This window comes from Streptomyces sp. NPDC104313, assembly GCF_055583985.1.
In genome coordinates, this window is sequence record NZ_JBVJMW010000009.1 from 223175 (window position 1) to 240300 (window position 17126).

Annotated in this window: 14 protein-coding genes; 7 read left to right on the forward strand and 7 right to left on the reverse strand. The window is 71.1% G+C overall.

The genetic code is table 11. The features are described 5' to 3' along the window. Positions 1-91 precede the first annotated feature (91 nt). The 4 genes from ACZ60Q_RS22445 to paaK all read right to left on the reverse strand — a co-directional run bounded on the left by ACZ60Q_RS22445 (position 92) and on the right by paaK (position 4024). Positions 92-865 carry an amino acid ABC transporter ATP-binding protein gene (locus ACZ60Q_RS22445; protein WP_469637314.1) on the reverse strand — a complete coding sequence of 258 codons (774 nt, stop codon included), beginning with the start codon at positions 863-865 and terminating at the stop codon, positions 92-94. Next, positions 862-1743 carry an amino acid ABC transporter permease gene (locus tag ACZ60Q_RS22450; protein ID WP_469637317.1) on the reverse strand — a complete coding sequence of 294 codons (882 nt, stop codon included), beginning with the start codon at positions 1741-1743 and terminating at the stop codon, positions 862-864. Before ACZ60Q_RS22450 ends, ACZ60Q_RS22445 begins: the two co-directional genes overlap by 4 nt. Continuing rightward, positions 1740-2618, reverse strand: coding sequence for an ABC transporter substrate-binding protein (locus ACZ60Q_RS22455; RefSeq protein ID WP_469637320.1), 879 nt, complete (start codon positions 2616-2618; stop codon positions 1740-1742). The genes ACZ60Q_RS22450 and ACZ60Q_RS22455 overlap by 4 nt, the downstream gene beginning before the upstream one ends. Positions 2619-2728: 110 nt before the next feature. Then, positions 2729-4024 (reverse strand): phenylacetate--CoA ligase PaaK, encoded by a 1296-nt coding sequence (gene paaK / locus ACZ60Q_RS22460; RefSeq protein ID WP_469637323.1) that lies wholly within the window; start codon positions 4022-4024, stop codon positions 2729-2731. 200 nt (positions 4025-4224) lie between these two features. Between paaK and ACZ60Q_RS22465 the strand changes: the two genes are divergently transcribed. Both ACZ60Q_RS22465 and ACZ60Q_RS22470 read left to right on the forward strand, forming a co-directional pair. Continuing rightward, positions 4225-5748, forward strand: coding sequence for an alpha/beta fold hydrolase (locus tag ACZ60Q_RS22465; protein ID WP_469637326.1), 1524 nt, complete (start codon positions 4225-4227; stop codon positions 5746-5748). A gap of 154 nt (positions 5749-5902) precedes the next feature. After that, the gene (locus tag ACZ60Q_RS22470) at positions 5903-6898 is read left to right on the forward strand and encodes a helix-turn-helix domain-containing protein (RefSeq protein ID WP_469637329.1); all 996 of its coding nucleotides are present in this window, start codon (positions 5903-5905) and stop codon (positions 6896-6898) included. 458 nt (positions 6899-7356) lie between these two features. On the opposite strand, the gene ACZ60Q_RS22475 is transcribed toward ACZ60Q_RS22470, so the two are convergent. Continuing rightward, positions 7357-8991 (reverse strand): acyl-CoA synthetase, encoded by a 1635-nt coding sequence (locus ACZ60Q_RS22475; protein ID WP_469637332.1) that lies wholly within the window; start codon positions 8989-8991, stop codon positions 7357-7359. Between the two features lie 167 nt (positions 8992-9158). Between ACZ60Q_RS22475 and ACZ60Q_RS22480 the strand changes: the two genes are divergently transcribed. From ACZ60Q_RS22480 to ACZ60Q_RS22500, 5 genes are all read left to right on the forward strand, one after another. Beyond that, entirely contained in the window at positions 9159-9959 is an 801-nt protein-coding gene (locus ACZ60Q_RS22480) for a crotonase/enoyl-CoA hydratase family protein (RefSeq protein ID WP_469637335.1), read from the forward strand. Between the two features lie 55 nt (positions 9960-10014). After that, on the forward strand, positions 10015-10971 hold the full coding sequence (locus tag ACZ60Q_RS22485; RefSeq protein WP_469637338.1) for a Zn-ribbon domain-containing OB-fold protein: 957 nt from the start codon (positions 10015-10017) through the stop codon (positions 10969-10971). Next, positions 10972-12024 carry a thiolase domain-containing protein gene (locus tag ACZ60Q_RS22490; RefSeq protein WP_469637341.1) on the forward strand — a complete coding sequence of 351 codons (1053 nt, stop codon included), beginning with the start codon at positions 10972-10974 and terminating at the stop codon, positions 12022-12024. Beyond that, positions 12017-13183, forward strand: a complete 1167-nt coding sequence (locus ACZ60Q_RS22495; RefSeq protein WP_469637344.1) for a thiolase domain-containing protein — start codon at positions 12017-12019, stop codon at positions 13181-13183. The genes ACZ60Q_RS22490 and ACZ60Q_RS22495 overlap by 8 nt, the downstream gene beginning before the upstream one ends. A 76-nt stretch (positions 13184-13259) precedes the next feature. Continuing rightward, entirely contained in the window at positions 13260-13760 is a 501-nt protein-coding gene (locus ACZ60Q_RS22500) for a hypothetical protein (protein ID WP_469637347.1), read from the forward strand. Positions 13761-13997: 237 nt separating this feature from the next. Here the strand turns inward: ACZ60Q_RS22500 and ACZ60Q_RS22505 are convergent, their stop codons facing one another. Beyond that, positions 13998-16211: a terpene synthase family protein gene (locus ACZ60Q_RS22505; RefSeq protein ID WP_469637349.1), complete on the reverse strand. Its 2214-nt coding sequence runs from the start codon at positions 16209-16211 to the stop codon at positions 13998-14000. A 163-nt stretch (positions 16212-16374) separates the two neighbouring features. After that, entirely contained in the window at positions 16375-17049 is a 675-nt protein-coding gene (locus tag ACZ60Q_RS22510; RefSeq protein ID WP_469637352.1) for a transglycosylase SLT domain-containing protein, read from the reverse strand. Between the last annotated feature and the right edge of the window lie 77 nt (positions 17050-17126).

Genomic DNA, 17126 nt, shown 5'->3' on the forward strand with positions numbered 1-17126 from the left:
GCCGCTTCCCGGGACCGGCCGCTTCCCGGGACCGGCCGCTTCCCGGGACCGGCAGTAGTCCTGGAACCGGCAGTAGTCCTGGAACCGGCCGCTACAGCCGCCCCGCCTCCACGATCCGCCGCAGGAACCGCCGGGTGCGCTCCTGGCGCGGCGCGCCGAACACCTCCTCGGGCGTGCCACGCTCCAGCACCACCCCGGCGTCCAGGAAGCACACCTGGTCGGCGACCTCACGCGCGAACGCCATCTCATGGGTGGCGATGACCATCGTCATGCCGTCCTCCTTCACCTCCCGCACGAGACCCAGCACCTCGCCCACCAGCTCCGGGTCCAGTGCGGCCGTGATCTCGTCCAGGAGCAGCAGCCGGGGGCGTACCGCCAACGCCCGGACGATCGCGGCCCGCTGCTGCTGGCCACCGCTGAGCCGGTCCGGGTACTCGTCCGCCTTCGCCCCGAGCCCCAGCCGCTCCAGCAGCTCGCGGGCCTCCGCATCGGCCCGGGGCCGGGAGAGCCCGTGGACGCGGCGCGGGGCCAGGGTGATGTTCTGCAGGACGGTCAGATGGGGGAAGAGATTGCACGCCTGGAACACCACGCCGATCCGGCGGCGCACCGCGTCCGTGTCGGCCCGCGGATCGGTGATCTCCTCGCCCTCCAGCCAGATCGCCCCGTCGTCGATCTCCTCCAGGAGGTTGGCGCAGCGCAGCAGGGTCGACTTCCCGGACCCCGACGCGCCGATCAGGGCGGTCACGGTGTGCGGGGCGACCTCCAGGTCGACGTCCCGCAGCACCGGCGACGCCCCGAACGACTTACGGACCGCCTCCATCCGCAGTACCGGAGCAGCCGGCTCTGGGGCCGGTGTCACGCTCATACGATCCCTCCCTGGGCCCGCCGCCGGTCCATCCGGGCGGTCACCCAGTCGGTGAGCCGGGTCATCGGGATGGTCAGCGCCACGAAGACCAGACCCGCGACGACATACGGGGTGTAGTTGAAGTCCTTGCTCGCGATGATCTGCGCCGCGTACACGGCGTCCACCGCCCCGGCGATCGAGACCAGCCCGGTGTCCTTCTGGAGCGACACCAGGTCGTTCAGCAGCGGCGGCACCACCCGCCGCACCGCCTGCGGCAGCACGACGAAACGCAGCGCCTGCCCGCTGCTCAGCCCCAGTGAACGCGCCGCCGCCCGCTGCGAGGGATGCACGGACTCGATGCCGGCCCGGAAGACCTCCGCGACGTACGCCGAGTACGTCAGCACCAGCGCACCCCCGCCCAGCAGCACCGGATCGGCTGTCACCCCCTCCAGCCGCAGGGCGGGCACCCCGAACACCACCATCAGCAGGCAGATGATGAGCGGCAGCCCCCGGAAGAAGTCCGTGTACGCGGTGGCCAGAGCCCGCACCGGGAAGAACACCGGCCCGCGCAGGGTGCGCGCCACCGCCAGCAGCAGGCCGAACACCAGCACGGCCGCACCGCACACAGCCAGCAGCCGGAGGTTGAGCCACAGGCCCTCCATGACCTGCGGGAGAGCGAGGCGCGCGTAATGAGCGCTGAAGAACGTCTCCTTGGTACGGGTCCAGCCCGGCGAGCCCGTGATCAGCAGGAACAACACCGCGCCCGCCACCAGCGTGCTGGTCGCGGCGATCGCGGTGGCCCGCCGGGTGCGGGCCCGCCGGTAACGCTCGCGGGCGATCCGGCGCTCGGAGGGGACGTAGGCGTCCTCGTGGACGGCCGGCGCCTTGTACAGGGTCACTTGAGCACCGGCGCGTCGACGGCCTCGGAGAGCCACTTCTTCTCCAGGGCGGCGAGTGTGCCGTCCTTCCGCAGGGCGTCCACCGCACCGCTGACACAGGAGGTGAGCGCGCTCTCCCGGTCCAGGACGAGACCGAACTGCTCGGAGTCACCGGCGGGCGTGGCGAACTGGCCCACCACCTCGGCCTCCGGCACCTCGGCACCGGTGATGTAGAAGGCGGTCGGCAGGTCCACGACGATGGCGTCCACCTGACCGGTCCTCAGCGCCGATTTGGCGAAGTCGTTGCGCTGGTAGACAGCGGGCCTCTCGCCCGGCTTCACCAGGTCGGTGATGAAGTCGAGGCTGGTGGTGCCCACCTGCGCGCCGAGCTTCACGTCCTTGAGATCGGCCACCCGCGTCGCCTTCGCGGCCTTGGACGACTTCAGCGCGACGACGGCCTGGCGCACGTCGTAGTAGCCGGAGGAGAAGGCGACGGCCTTCTTCCGCTCCTCGCTGATGGAGACCTGGCTGATGTCGAAGTCGAACTTCTTCGCGCCGGGCGCGAACGCGCTGTTGAACGGTGTGTGCTGCCACACCACCGCCTCGCTCCCGTAGCCGAGCTCCTTCGCCACGGCGTAGGCCACCGCCGACTCGAAGCCCTTCCCGTTGGACGGCTCGTCGTCAAAGAACCAGGGGGCGTACGCGGGCTTGTCGGTGCCGACGGTCAGCTTGCCGGACACCTGGGTGGCGAGCTTGCCGGGAGCGCACGACGCCGTCGCACCGGCGGCCCGGCCCGGTGCCTCCTCCTCCGCTTGCGGGGCACAGCCCGTGAGGGCGACGCAGAGGGCGACGGCGGAGCAGAGGGCGGTGACCAGGGAACGGTTGGCGAGATGCATAGCGGGAGACTCGCAGGGCCCGGCCCTCCCTGTCGAGACCTCCCGGCAGCTGTCCGCATAGGGGGAACAGGTGGTGCGGTGGTGTGAACACGCCGGTCATCGGCGCTCTTTCAGCCCGTGCCGGACTCCCGTAGATCCACGATCCGCCGAATCTTGCCCACCGAGCGTTCCAGCGACTCCGGATCCACGATCTGGACCCCCACCGACACCCCGACGCCGTCCTTCACCGCCGCCGCGATGGCCAGGGCGGCCTGCTCCCGGTCGGCCGCCGTGGCATCCGCCCGCGCCTCCGCCCGGACGGTGAGCGTGTCGAGCCGCCCCTGCCGGGTCAGCCGCAGCTGGAAGTGCGGGGCGACGGCAGGCGTACGCAGCACGATCTCCTCGATCTGGGTGGGGAAGAGGTTCACCCCGCGCAGGATCACCATGTCATCGCTGCGACCGGTGACCTTCTCCATCCGGCGAAACGTCCGCGCCGTCCCCGGCAGCAGCCGCGTCAGGTCCCGGGTGCGGTAGCGGATCACCGGCATCGCCTCCTTGGTCAGCGAGGTGAAGACCAGCTCCCCCTCCTCGCCGTCCGGCAACAGCTCACCGGTGAACGGGTCCACGACCTCCGGATAGAAGTGGTCCTCCCAGATGTGCAGCCCGTCCTTCGTCTCCACGCACTCCTGCGCGACCCCCGGGCCCATCACCTCGGAGAGCCCGTATATGTCGACCGCGTCGATGGCGAACCGGTCCTCGATCTCCCGGCGCATCCCCTCGGTCCACGGCTCCGCGCCGAAGATCCCGACCTTCAGGGACGTCGAACGCGGATCGACGCCCTGCCGCTCGAACTCGTCCAGCAGCGTCAGCATGTACGACGGCGTGATCATGATGATCTCGGGCCGGAAGTCCTGGATCAACCGGACCTGGCGCGCGGTCATGCCACCGGACGCCGGGATCACCGTGCAGCCGAGCCGCTCCGCCCCGTAGTGCGCCCCGAGCCCACCGGTGAACAGCCCGTATCCGTAAGCCACATGAACCTTGTGGCCGGGCCGCCCGCCCGCCGCCCGGATCGAACGCGCCACCACGTCCGCCCAGGTGTCCAGGTCCCGTTCGGTGTACCCGACGACCGTCGGACGTCCGGTCGTGCCGCTGGAGGCATGGATCCTGCGCACCTCGTGCTCCGGCACGGCGAACATCCCGAACGGGTAGTGGTCCCGCAGATCCGCCTTCACCGTGAACGGGAACCGGGCCAGATCGGCGAGCACCCGGCAGTCGTCGGGCCGCAGTCCCGCGTTGTCGAAGGCGTTCCGGTAGAAGGGGACGTTGTCGTACGCGTGGCGCAGCGTGGACCGGAGCCGCTCCAGTTGCAGGGCCTCCAGTTCGCCGCGGCCGAGCCGTTCCGCCGCGTCCAGCATGGCCGTCATCAGGACCCTTCCCTCCGAAACAGGCGACCAACAAGGACGAAACAGGCCGCAAAGGGGCGACCGATCATTCGGTCGATCTTCTTGGGAGCAGTAATTCAGGCGGCCGGGGGTGCTGGCAAGAGGTACGCGGAGTTCGCGGCGGATCAGCCCGCGGCGAAGTCCGGTGCGCCCGCTCACGGCTTCCTGTTTTGATGGGGAGCATGCCGATCTTCTCCGCGCACGACACGACCCCGCTCGCCTATCACCTGGTGGGGGAGGGGGAGCCGCTGATCTGCCTGCCCGGCGGGCCGATGCGGGCGAGCGAGTATCTCGGGGACCTCGGAGGGCTCGCCGCCCGGCGGCAGCTTGTTCTGCTGGACCTCCGCGGCACCGGCGATTCCGGTGTGCCCGAGGACCTCTCGACGTACCGCTGCGACCGCCTCGTCGACGACGTGGAGGCACTGCGCGAACACCTGGGCCTCGACCGGATCGACGTCGCGGCGCATTCCGCCGGGGCCGACCTGGCCCTGCTGTACGCGGCCCGCCACCCGGAACGGTTGCGCACCCTGACCCTCCTCACGCCCAGTACCCGGGCCGTGGGCATCGAGATCAGCGACCAGGACCTTCGCGAGGCCGCCGAGTTGCGGCGCGACGAGCCCTGGTACGCCGAGGCGAGGGCCGCCCAGGAGGCGCTGCTCGCCGGCGGACCGTTCGCCGAGCTGTGGCCCGCCGTCCGGCCCCTCACCTACGGCCGCTGGGACGGGACGGCCCGCGCCCACGCCGAGGCCTCCGCCGGACAGACCAACGCGGAGGCACGCGGCCACTACGCCGGGGAAGGGGCCTTCGACCCCGCAGCCACGGTCGCCGCCCTGCGCGCACTGGCCGTGCCGGTTCTCGTCCTCGCCGGGGAGTACGACGGTCACCCGAGCCCGGACCGGGCCACGGAGCTCGCCGCGCTCTTCCCGCGCGCCGAGTTCGTCGTCCAGCGGGGCGCTGGACACTTCCCGTGGCTGGACGACCCGGGAGCCTTCGCCCGTGCGGTTGAGGCCTTCCTCGACCCGGACGTCCGTACGGTGCAGGCGGGCGGGGTCCGGCTGGCGTACCGGGTGCGGGGTGAGGAGACGTCCCCGCCCGTCGTTCTCCTGCACGGGCGGGCAGGCTCCAGCGAGACCTGGACCCGGATCGCGGAGGACCTGGCCGCGGACCACCGGGTGTACGCCCCCGACTTCCGGGGCCACGGACTGAGCGACTGGCCCGGCCGCTACTCCTTCGAGACGTTCCGCGACGACCTGCACGCCTTCCTGGAGGCGCGCAACCTGGCCGGCGCGACCGTCGTCGGGCACTCCATGGGCGGGGTGGCCGCCTACCTCCTGGCCCAGCGGGAGCCGGGCCTGATCGGGCGGCTGATCATCGAGGACGCTCCGCCCCTCCACCCGCTCGACCCGCCCCGTCCGCCCTCCGTCCGCCCGGAGGGCACGCTCGACTTCGACTGGCCCGTCGTCCCCGACCTCGACATCCAGCTCAACGACCCCGACCCGGCCGTCCGGAGGCGGTACCCGGAGATCACCGCGCCCACCCTCGTCATCGGCGGCGGCCCCACGAGCCATGTCGACCAGGGGCAGCTCGCGCAGCTGGTCCGCGCGATCCCGGACGCCGAGCTGGTCACCATCGACGCCGGGCACCTGATCCACACGGAACGTCCGGAGGAGTTTCTCGCGGCGATCCGGTCGTTCGGACTCGCCTGACCGGTTGCCTGACCGGTTGCCTGACCGGTTGCCTGACCGGTCGCATCCGGCCAAGTCCTGTGGCTACGGTTGTTGTTGAGCGGCTGCCGATGAACGATGCTGAAGGGTGCGGCGGTACGGGACGGTGCCGCGCGGAGCGAAAGAGGGGCGGCGTGTGCTGACCGAAGCGGAATTCCGGACCGATGGCCTTCGGCGGAGCGACCGGTTCGCCGGCTGGCAGCACTGCATGAACAGCGCCGTCGCGCCCATGGAGATCACCAGTCCCCACGCCGACGACTTCTGGGCCGACCAGCGGCTCCTGCGCATCGACGACACCATCCTGTGGCCCGCCCGCCTGCACGCGTCCCGCTACCGGCGTACGCCCCGGCTGATCCGACAGTCCGACCCGGGACTGCTGCACATGACGCTGGTGCTGCCCGGCAGTGGGGCCATGTACGTCGAACAGGGAGGGGTGCGCAGCGTCGTCAAAGCGCACGACCTCTACTTCCTCGACACGTACAGAACCAGTGACGTCAGGACCGACGACGGGCCGATCGTCGGGGTGGGCGTGGACATGCCCCGGTCGCTGCTGCCCCTTCCCGCGAACACGCCCCTGGGCGACGTGTTGGGCCGGTGTCTCTCCGGCCGCCACGGCTTCGGCGCGCTGCTCACCCAGTTCGTCACCCATCTGGTGGACCAGGCGGACGTCTACAGTCCCGCCGACGCGGTCCGGCTGCAACGGGTCCTGCTCGATCTGACGGCCGGACTGCTCGCCGGTGGAATCAGCCCGGAGGCGGCCCTGTCGCCGGAGGCCCGCACCCGCAACCTCGTCCTGGCCATCCGCTCCTTCATCGGCAGCAACCTCCACGACCCCCGGCTCACCCCGGGGGCCGTCGCCGCCGCGCACCACATCTCCACCCGGCAGCTGCACCGGCTGTTCCACCGGGAGGGCACCACGGTGGCCGCCCTCATCCGGAGCCGCCGCCTCGAACGGGCCCGCCGGGACCTGGCCGACCCCCGCCTCGTCGGCACTCCGGTGCACACGATCGCCGCGCGTTGCGGCTTCGGCGCGCCCGCCCACTTCAGCCGGGTGTTCGGAGCCGCCCAGGGCATGTCGCCCAGTGACTACCGTGAAGCCAGGCTCCGGGAGCGCACAGACCCGGTGCGCTGACCGTACGAAGGGCCGGAAGCAACCCGCCGACAGGGTAAGGAACGTCCTGCTCGGCCCGGTTGGCCGAATGGAGGACGGACCGGTGCCGATCCCGGCGCGGGAACGGTCGGCGAGTATCCGCTCAACGGTGAAAAAAATCGCCATCCCCAGCTTCGTCGTTCCGGACCGTGCGGGCCAGGGTTGGGATGCGGGACACCGGAGCGGTATCCGGTGCGAACACTCCGGCGGCCTCGGACAGTGTGGGGTCGGGCGCTCGGCGCACCCCCGTGGCACCGGGCGCCCGACGCTCACCAGTCTGCGGATCACCACCCGCTCTGTCCTTGACGATCGGCGACCGGGTGTTGACGGTCAGCGCCCGGCCCCCTCCCCGTGCTGCTTACTCCCCGCCCGGCCCCCTCCTCGTGCTGCCCACTCTCCGTGCTGCCCGCTTCCGGTCCCGAGCGATCCCGCAGCGGCCCTCAGCCCCGGTCGGCCCCTGCCGCCACCGCTTTGGCCCACCGGTAGTCCGCCTTGCCGCTGGGCGAGCGCTGGATCCGGTCGGCGAGCACCAGTGCGCGGGGGATCTTGTAGCCGGCGAGCCGGGTCCGGCAGTGCGCCTGTATCTCCTTGAGGGTCAACGCCTGCGCCTCCTGCCGCAGTTGGACCACGGCGGCGACCCGGTTGCCCCAGCGCTCGTCGGGCACGCCCGCGACGAGCGCGTCGTACACGTCCGGATGGGACTTGAGTGCCTGCTCGACCTCCTCCGGATACACCTTCTCGCCTCCGGTGTTGATGCACTGCGAGCCCCGGCCGAGCACGGTGACGATGCCGTCCGCGTCCACCGTCGCCATGTCGCCCAGCAGCACCCACCGCTCCTCGCCCCTGCGGAAGAAGGTGTCGGCGGTCTTGGCCGGGTCGTTGTAGTAGCCGAGCGGGACATGGCCGCGCTGGGCGATGCGGCCCGGCTCACCGGGGGCCACCGGCTCGTGACTCACCGGGTCGACCACGGCCGTACGGGCGTTGACCCGCACCCGGAAGCCCTTCTCCGGCCCTGAGTCGGCGGTGGCCGTGCCGTTGAAACCGGACTCCGAAGAGCCGAAGTTGTTCAGCAGCATCACGGTCGGCACCAGCTCCTGGAACTCCGCCCGCACCGAGTCCGACATGATCGCCCCGGAGCTGGAGACGGAGAACAGCGACGAGCAGTCCGTCCCGCGCAACGGCCCCTTGAGGCAGTCGATCAGCGGGCGCAGCATCGCGTCGCCGACCAGCGAGACGCTGGTGACCTTCTCCTTCTCGATCGTCCGCAGCACCTCGGAGGGCACGAACCTGCGGTGTATGACCACGCGTTGGCCGAAGTTGAAGCCGATGAACGCGGTCAGCGTGGAGGTCCCGTGCATCAGCGGCGGGGTGGGGAAGAAGGTGATCCCGTCGCCGCCCGCGGCTACCCGCTCCGCCAGCTCCTGCGGCGCCTTCACCGGCTCGCCGGTCGGGGCACCGCCGCCGAGGCCCGAGAAGAACAGGTCCTCCTGGCGCCACATCACGCCCTTCGGCATCCCGGTCGTGCCGCCGGTGTAGATGATGAACTGGTCGTCGGCGGAGCGGGGTGCGAAGCCGCGCCCGGCCTCGCCCGACGCCTCCGCCTCGATGAACGGAACGACCGGCACGGCCGGGGGAACGGCGGAGGGAACGGCGGGGGCCGGCCCCACTCGGACCAGATGGCGCAGGCCCGGGGCCTGCGGGGCGGCCGCCGCGACCCGTTCGTCGAACTCGGCGTCGAAGACCAGCGCCGCCAGGTCGGCATCCCGATAGAGGTAGACCAACTCCTCCTCGACGTAACGGTAGTTGACGTTCACCGGCACGATCCGCGCCTTGAGGGCGCCCAGTACCGTCTGGAGGTATTCGACCCCGTTGTAGAGGTGCAGCCCCAGGTGCTCGCCCGGCCGGATCCCCGCGTCGATCAGGTGGTGGGCGATCCGGTTGGCGGCGGCGTCCAGCTCCGCGTACGTGAGCCGCCGTTCCGCGCCCGTGCCGGGATGGTCGACGTACAGGAGTGCCTCGCGGTCGGGCACCGCGTCGACGACCGATTCGAACAGGTCGGCAAGGTTGTACTCCACCGTTCCTCCTGACCCCGGGTGACTGGCGACTGGGCCGTCATTAGAGCGCCGGGCGGCACAACTGGGAAGGGGTGGCGTCGAAACAATCTGACGAGCTGTCAGAAATCTATTGAACTGCGTCCTCTCCTCCTGCAACCTGTTCCAGGTCTGGAGAACAGGAGTCGGTCATGGGCGGTACGGAACACCTCACCGTGCGGCGCGAAGGTGCCACGCTGGTGCTCACCTTGAACAGACCACAGGCCAAGAACGCGCTCTCGCTGCCGATGCTGGTCGGCCTGTACGACGGCTGGCTCGCGGCCGACGCGGACGACACGGTCCGCTCCGTCGTCCTGACGGGTGCGGGCGGCGCGTTCTGCGCAGGAATGGACCTCAAGGCCCTGGCGGGCGGCGGAATGGAGGGGGAGGCGTACCGGGAGCGGATGGCGGCCGACCCGGACCTCCACTGGAAGGCGATGCTGCGCCACCACCGCCCGCGGAAACCGGTGATCGCCGCCGTGGAGGGCCCCTGTGTCGCGGGCGGCACCGAGATCCTCCAGGGCACCGACATCCGCATCGCCGGAGCGGGAGCCACCTTCGGGCTCTTCGAGGTCCGCCGGGGCCTCTTCCCGATCGGCGGCTCCACGGTCCGGCTGCCCCGCCAGATCCCCCGCACCCACGCCCTCGAAATGCTCCTCACCGGCCGGGCGTACACCGCCGAAGAGGCCGCCGCCATCGGGCTCATCGGCAGGGTCGTGCCCGACGGAACGGCGCTGGAGGAGGCCCTCGCCGTCGCCGAGCGGGTCAACGCCTGCGGGCCGCTCGCCGTCGAGGCCGTCAAGGCCTCGGTCTACGAAGGCGCGGAGCTGACCGAGACCGAGGCGCTGGCCGCCGAACTCAAGCGCGGCTGGCCCGTGTTCGCCACCGAGGACGCCAAGGAAGGCGCGCGTGCGTTCGCCGAGAAGCGGACGCCCGTCTACCGGCGCGCCTGAACGCTTGAGCACTCGGCTCCCCGCCCTCGGCCCTCTCAGCAAGGAGGCAGTAGCCATGTCCGACGTCCTCAGCGCCCCGCTGGTGGTCGAATTCCCCTTCACCCGCTCGCTCGGGCCGGTCCAGAGCGCCTTCCTCACCGGACTGCGCGAACGCACCGTCCTCGGCGTCCGCACGGAGGACGGCACGGTGCTCGTGCCGCCCGTGGAGTACGACCCCGTCACCGCGAACGAGATCCGCGACCTCGTCGAGGTCGCCCCCACCGGCACCGTCACCACCTGGGCCTGGAACCCGGCCCCACGCCGCGACCAGCCGCTCGGCACCCCCTTCGCCTGGGTGCTCGTCCGCCTCGACGGGGCCGGCACCGGGCTCCTGCACGTTCTGGACGCACCCGGCCCGGACACCGTGCGCACCGGGATGCGCGTCCGCATCCGCTGGGCCGCGACGCGCACCGGAGCCATCACCGACATCGCCTGCTTCGAACCGTACGACGGCGAGCCCGGCAGCCCCGAACCCACGCCGCACACCGGAGAGTTCGCCGAACCCGTCACCGGTATCGTCACTCCGGCCCGCCTCGACTACCTCCACACGCCGGGCCGCGCCCAGAGCGCCTACCTCACCGCCCTCGAAGGCCGCCGCACCGTCGGCGAACGCTGCCCCGCCTGCCGCAAGGTCTATGTCCCGCCGCGCGGAGCCTGTCCCACCTGCGGGATCGCCACCGTCGAACAGGTCGAGGTCGGCCCGCGCGGCACGGTCACCACGTTCTGCATCGTCAACATCAAGGCGAAGAACCTCGACATCGAAGTCCCTTACGTATACGCCCACATAGCCCTCGACGGCGCCGACCTCGCCCTGCACGGACGTATCGCGGGAATCCCGTACGACCAGGTGCGCATGGGGCTGCGCGTCGAGCCCGTCTGGGCCGGTGCTGGTGAGGGGTCCCGCCACCCGGACCACTACCGGCCCACCGGGGAGCCCGACGCCGACTACGACACCTACAAGGAGCTGGTGTAGATGCGGGACGTGGCCATCGTCGCCTTCGCCCAGACCGCACACCGGCGGCGCACCGACGAACTCTCCGAGGTCGAGCTGCTGATGCCCGTCCTCCACGAGGTGCTCGACGCGACCGGCCTCAAGGCGAACGAGATCGGGTTCACCTGCTCCGGCTCCGCCGACTACCTCGCGGGGCGGGCCTTCTCCTTCACCATGGCGCTCGACGGCGTCGGCGCCCACCCGCCCATCTCCGAGTCCCATGTCGAGATGGACGGGGCCTGGGCGCTGTACGAGGCCTGGGTGAAGATCCAGACCGGCGAGGCGGACACCGCACTCGTCTACTCCTACGGCAAGTCCTCGCCCGGCCGGGTCCGCGACGTCCTCACCCGCCAGCTCGACCCCTACTACCTCGCCCCGCTCTGGCCGGACTCCGTCGCGCTCGCCGCCCTCCAGGCGCAGGCCCTCATCGACGCGGGCACCACCGACGAAACCGCCCTCGCCGCGGTCGCCGCCCGCAACCGCACCGCCGCCGCCGACAACCCGCACGCCCAGCTCACCGGCGACGTCCCCGCCGGCGACTACCTCGTGCGGCCGCTGCGCACCGGCGACTGCCCGCCCATCGGCGACGGCGCCGCCGCCGTGGTCCTCGCCGCCGGGGACACCGCCCGCACCCTGTGCGCGCGGCCCGCCTGGATCCGGGGCATCGACCACCGCATCGAGGCGCACGGCCTCGGCGTCCGCGACCTGACCGACAGCCCTTCCGCGCGGCTCGCCGCCCAGCACGCCGGAGCCTTCGAACGACCCGTCGACACAGCCGAGTTGCACGCCCCGTTCACCTCGCAGGAGGTCGTCCTGCGCAAGGCGCTCGGCCTCGGCGACGAGGTTCGCGTCAACCCCTCCGGCGGCGCGCTCGCCGCGAACCCCGTGATGGCCGCCGGGCTGATCCGGCTCGGCGAGGCCGCTGCCCGCATCCACCGGGGCGAGTCCGACCGGGCCCTCGCGCACGCCACCTCCGGCCCCTGCCTGCAACAGAACCTGGTCGCCGTCCTGGAAGGAGAGAGTGCCCATGTCTGAGGAGCCCGTCGCCGTCGTCGGCATCGGCCAGACCAAACACGTCGCCGCCCGGCACGACGTGTCCATCGCCGGACTGGTCCGCGAGGCCGCCGTCCGGGCACTGGAGGACGCCGGGCTGACCTGGAGCGACATCGACGCCGTCGTGATCGGCAAGGCGCCCGACTTCTTCGAGGGCGTCATGATGCCGGAGCTCTACCTCGCCGACGCGCTCGGCGCCGTCGGCAAACCCATGCTCCGCGTCCACACGGCGGGCTCGGTCGGCGGCTCCACCGCGCTGGTCGCCGCCAACCTCGTCGCCGCCCGCGTGCACCGCACCGTTCTCGCCCTCGCCTTCGAGAAGCAGTCCGAGTCCAACGCCATGTGGGGCCTCTCCCTGCCCGTCCCCTTCCAGCAGCCGCTGCTGGCCGGCGCGGGAGGCTTCTTCGCCCCGCACGTGCGGGCCTATATGCGGCGTACCGGAGCGCCCGACGAGGTCGGATCGCTCGTCGCGTACAAGGACCGCCGCAACGCGCTGAAGAACCCCTACGCACACCTCCACGACCACGACATCACCCTGGAGAAGGTCCGGGCCGCCCCCATGCTCTGGGACCCCATCCGCTACTCCGAGACCTGCCCCTCCTCCGACGGGGCCTGCGCGATGATCCTCGCCGACCGGGACGGCGCGGCCCGCTCGCCCCACCCGCCCGCCTGGGTGCACGGCGGGGCGATGCGGAGCGAGCCGACCCTCTTCGCGGGCAAGGACTTCGTCTCCCCGCAGGCAGGCAAGGACTGCGCCGCCGACGTCTACCGGCAGGCCCGGATCACCGACCCGCGCCGGGAGATCGACGCCGTCGAGATGTACGTGCCGTTCTCCTGGTACGAGCCGATGTGGCTGGAGAACCTCGGCTTCGCCGACGAGGGCGAGGGCTGGAAGCTCACCGAGGCGGGTGTCACCGAACTCGACGGCGACCTTCCGGTCAACCCCTCGGGCGGTGTGCTCTCCACCAACCCCATCGGCGCGTCCGGCATGATCCGCTTCGCCGAGGCGGCCCTCCAGGTGCGGGGGAGGGCCGGGGAGCACCAGATCGACGGGGCCGCCCGGGCGCTCGGCCACGCCTACGGCGGCGGGGCGCAGTTCTTCGCCATGTGGCTCGTCGGAGCGGCGCCCCCGCCCGGCTGAGGGAGCGCGGTGGGCCCGGTCCCGCGGGGCCCGGGCCCGGCTCCGCAACGTGGGCCGGGACACGTAACATGGCAGCATGTCCTTCCTCCGCCGCCGTAGCGCCGCAACACCCGCGGGCCCGGACTTCGACGTCCTGGCCATGGACCCCGGGGACTGGCCCGGCAACCTCGGCGCCGGTCTGCTCCCCGCCCCCGACGGCAGCTGTCAGGGCGTCTTCCTCCGTTACGACCTGTACGGCGGCCGGGGCCCTGCGATGATCATCGGGAATCTCCCGGAAGGCTCGCCCGCCCGCGAGACGGAGGAGGGCGAGGTCCCCTTCGAGGTGGCCCAACTGCTCCTCGCCCTGGAGAACGACGAGCCGATCGAGGTGGTCAGCTCCGAGGACGTCCCCGTCATGCAGGGCGACAACCTGCTGATCGTCCGCCGCGTCAAGCTCTCCGAGAGCCGTATCGCCTGCGTCCAGTTCGATCGCAGCGACGGTGTCCTCGTGACCATCGCGAGCTGGGACCGGCCGATCACCGACGACCTCTACACCCTGCTCAAGCCCCTGCCCGCAGAGCTGTTCCAGCAGGGCTGAAACGTCCCTGCGCAAGGCCGCCCGGATTCGTCCGGGCGGCCTTTTCCGTTGTCCGGGGAGGGTACCCGGCCGTTCACCGCGTCTGGGTCGGCGGCAGCCCGGGCGGAGGGGCCAGGGCAGAGAACGAAACGACTGTTCACGTTGCGGCGCGGCGGTGGTCGGCGCGATGCCCGGCATGGCGGATGGCGCGTGCCCGCTGGACCCACGCACCCAAGGGCTCCGACCGGCCGCACAGCGCTACACCGTGTTGCCCGCGGGCCGGGCCATCATCCGGGTCACCCGCGCCGCCGATGTGCCGAGCCCCGTGGGACCGCTGATGTGCCACGGGGTGCCGTGACCGCGCCGCAGGTCCTCCTCGCGGTAGCGGCGGCAGCCCCGGTGCCAGATCAGGATCCCCGCGATCCAGTGCTTGAGCTCCCCCACATAGCCCGCCAGGGTTTCCCGTGCCTCGGCGTCCAGACCGAAGTCGTCGTACAGCATCGGGAGCTCGACCTCGGCGGCATGCAGGAACTGCCGCAGCCGCGAGTTCATCAGGTCGTGCACGATGCCCACGCCCGTCGGATAGTCCACGCCGAAGAAGTTCTGCACGACCAGGACGCCGTTGTGCACCTCACCCTCGTACTCGATCTCCTTCTGGTACGAGAAGAGGTCGTTCATCAGGCACGCGTAATCCGCCGCCGCGTTCTCCAGGGAACGCATCGGACCACTGCGGTAGACCTCCTCCGGAACCGTCCTGCCGTGTCCGAGCCGGCACAGGCTCATCGTCAGTTCCGAACCGAACGTCGCCCGCCGCATCTCCACGTAGTCCACCGGATCGGGGATACGGTTCTGCGCCTGGTTCGCCAGCTCCCACAGCCAGCTCTCGGTCATCGACTCGATCGCCGTCCGGAAGGTGTGCCGCCCGCTCAGGTCCATCGGAGCGGCCGTCCTGCGCCACAGGTCGTCCAGGCTCCGCTCCAGGGCGTTCACCGGCTCCGGCGTCCCCCCGCCGTCCAGCGGCATGAACAGCGACAGCCGCTCGTTGGCCCGCCGCGCCCCCGCCAGGTCCCGGGCCCGCCCGTGCACGACCGGGAACCAGTCGTCACCGTACGTGCCCCAGGCCAGCCACTCCGAGGACAGGTCCAGTTCGTCCGGGGTGGCGTCCGGATCCAGGCCCGCGGCGCACAGCGGCAGGTCGATCGCGATGATCCGCCGCTCGTCCCAGATGTGCGAACCCGGCACGCCCGGCTGGGCCTCCAGGATGCCCATCCGCCGCGCCCAGTCGACGATCCGGACCCGGGCCCCCTCCAGATGCGGGCTCAGCGTCGTCCCGAACGGCAGGTCGAAGTCCGGCAGCAGCGAGGGGCCCACGTGCTGGTACGGCACATGGCTCCGGCTGCGGGCCCGCGCGGTCTCGGAGCGGAGTGTGAACCTGATGGAGGCGGCGGACATGCCGAAGCCGGCCACGGCCTTGCCCGCGCCCCCGCCGTTCATATAGCGGCTGGAGCGCAGGTGCCACTCGTGGCCGCCGGACTGCCAGTCCTGGAGCCCCTTGACGTACGCCAGCACGGCGGCGGTCCCTGCCGGGTCCAGGCCCTTCTCGGCACAGAGCGGGCCGAGTTCGGTAAGTGCGGTGTTCTCGAACTGCTGGAGCCGCGAGGTCAGCAGGTCGTTGACCGCCTCGGCGGCCTCCTGCGTGGAGCAGCCGAGGAACTTCTCCAGTACCAGCACGCCGTTGCTGTTCTCCCCCTCGTCCTCCACCTCACGCTGGTAGGAGAAGAGGTCGTTGCGCAGGTGCACCCCGTCGGAGAACGCGTCCCGCAGCACGCGCAGCGGACGGGCGTCGGCGACCGAAGCGGGCACCTCGGCGTTGGCCGCGTACTCCACCAGACCCGCGGACCAGGGCGCGCCGCCCACTTTGCGGCGCATCTCGATGTACTCGACGGGGTTCGCGATGCGGCCCTCGTGGATGTTGGCGAGCTCCCACAGGGACTCGTTGAGGAGGTTCTCCGTCGCCTCGGCGAACCGGGCCCGCCAGGCGTCCGACATCGAGGGAACCGTGCGCGTCCACAGATCGGCGAGCCCCGCCTCGACCGGGCTCGAGGGCTCCGGCATCGGAGCGCCCCGCTCCATCGGCATGAAAGCGGGCAGGCGGTCCAGATACCGCTTGCCGCCCTCCCGGTCGGGCCTGCGCTTGAACAGTTCCAGGAAGTGGTCGTCGAAGAAGAAGACCCACACGTACCAGTCGGTGACCAGCGAGAGAGCCTCGGCCGAGCAGTCGGGGTGGGTGTAGGCGCACAGGAGGGCGTAGTCGTGCGCCTCCAGGTCCCTCTCCTCCCAGATACCGGATCCTTCCAGCATCCCTATGGAGCGGGCCCACGCCCGGGTGTGCGTGCGTGCCGCCTCCACATGGGGGTTGAGCCGCGCTGGATACGGAACATAGAAGTCCGGCAGTGAGAAGGGCTGTGCCATGTGCGTCAGGCCTTTCCAGAAGCCTCCGCGCGGGGAAACACGCGGACCGGTGATGTCCGCGCAGCACTACCCTTCAGCCATACGGAGCAAGCACGACGGCGATTAGTCACATGATCGCGGCGTTGGTGCCTGCTCGGAAGGCGGTCGTTCGGAAGTCGGTCGCTCAGTAGGCGGAGTCGACGTTGTCGATCGAGCCGTACCGGTCCGCGGCGTAGTTGGCGGCGGCGGTGATGTTGGCGACCGGGTCGGTGAGCTTCTTCGGGGTGCCCTTGACGTGGTACGCGTCGAAGGTGGGCTGGATCACCTGGAGGAGCCCCTTGGAAGGGATGCCGTTCCGCGCGTTGATGTCCCAGTCGTTGACGGCGTTCGGGTTGCCGCTGGACTCGCGCATGATGTTGCGGTGCAGCCCCTCGTAGGAGCCGGGGATGTTCTTCTTGTCCATGATGTGGAGCGACTCGCGGATCCAGCCGTCGAGGTTGTTCGTGAACTTCTTGGGCGTGATGGCCTTGCGCTCGGTGGAGCGGTTGGCGGCCTGCTTCTCGGAGCGGTCCTCTGCGGCGTCCTTCTTCGCGGTCGCCTTGCCGGCGGCTGCGTCCTTCTTCGCGGCGGCTTCCTTGGCGGCGGTCTCCTGAGCGGCCTTCTCGGCCGCCGCGTCCTTCGCCGTGGGGATGCCTGCGGCGGCGACCGGCTCCACGGAGATGGAGGACCGGGTCGCCGTGGTCTGTGCTTCGCCCGAGGCGCCGGTGGCGGCTATGGCGCTGACGGAACCGGCCGCGACGAGCACGGCGGTGGCGATCTTGTGCGAGCGGGTGATGCGCAGGGTGGAGATGCGGGGCATGCGTGAGCTCTTCCTATGGGGGACGGGCTTCGCGGCCTTCGCGCCGCGTCGGCAGGAACCGGGGTGTCCGGGCCGCG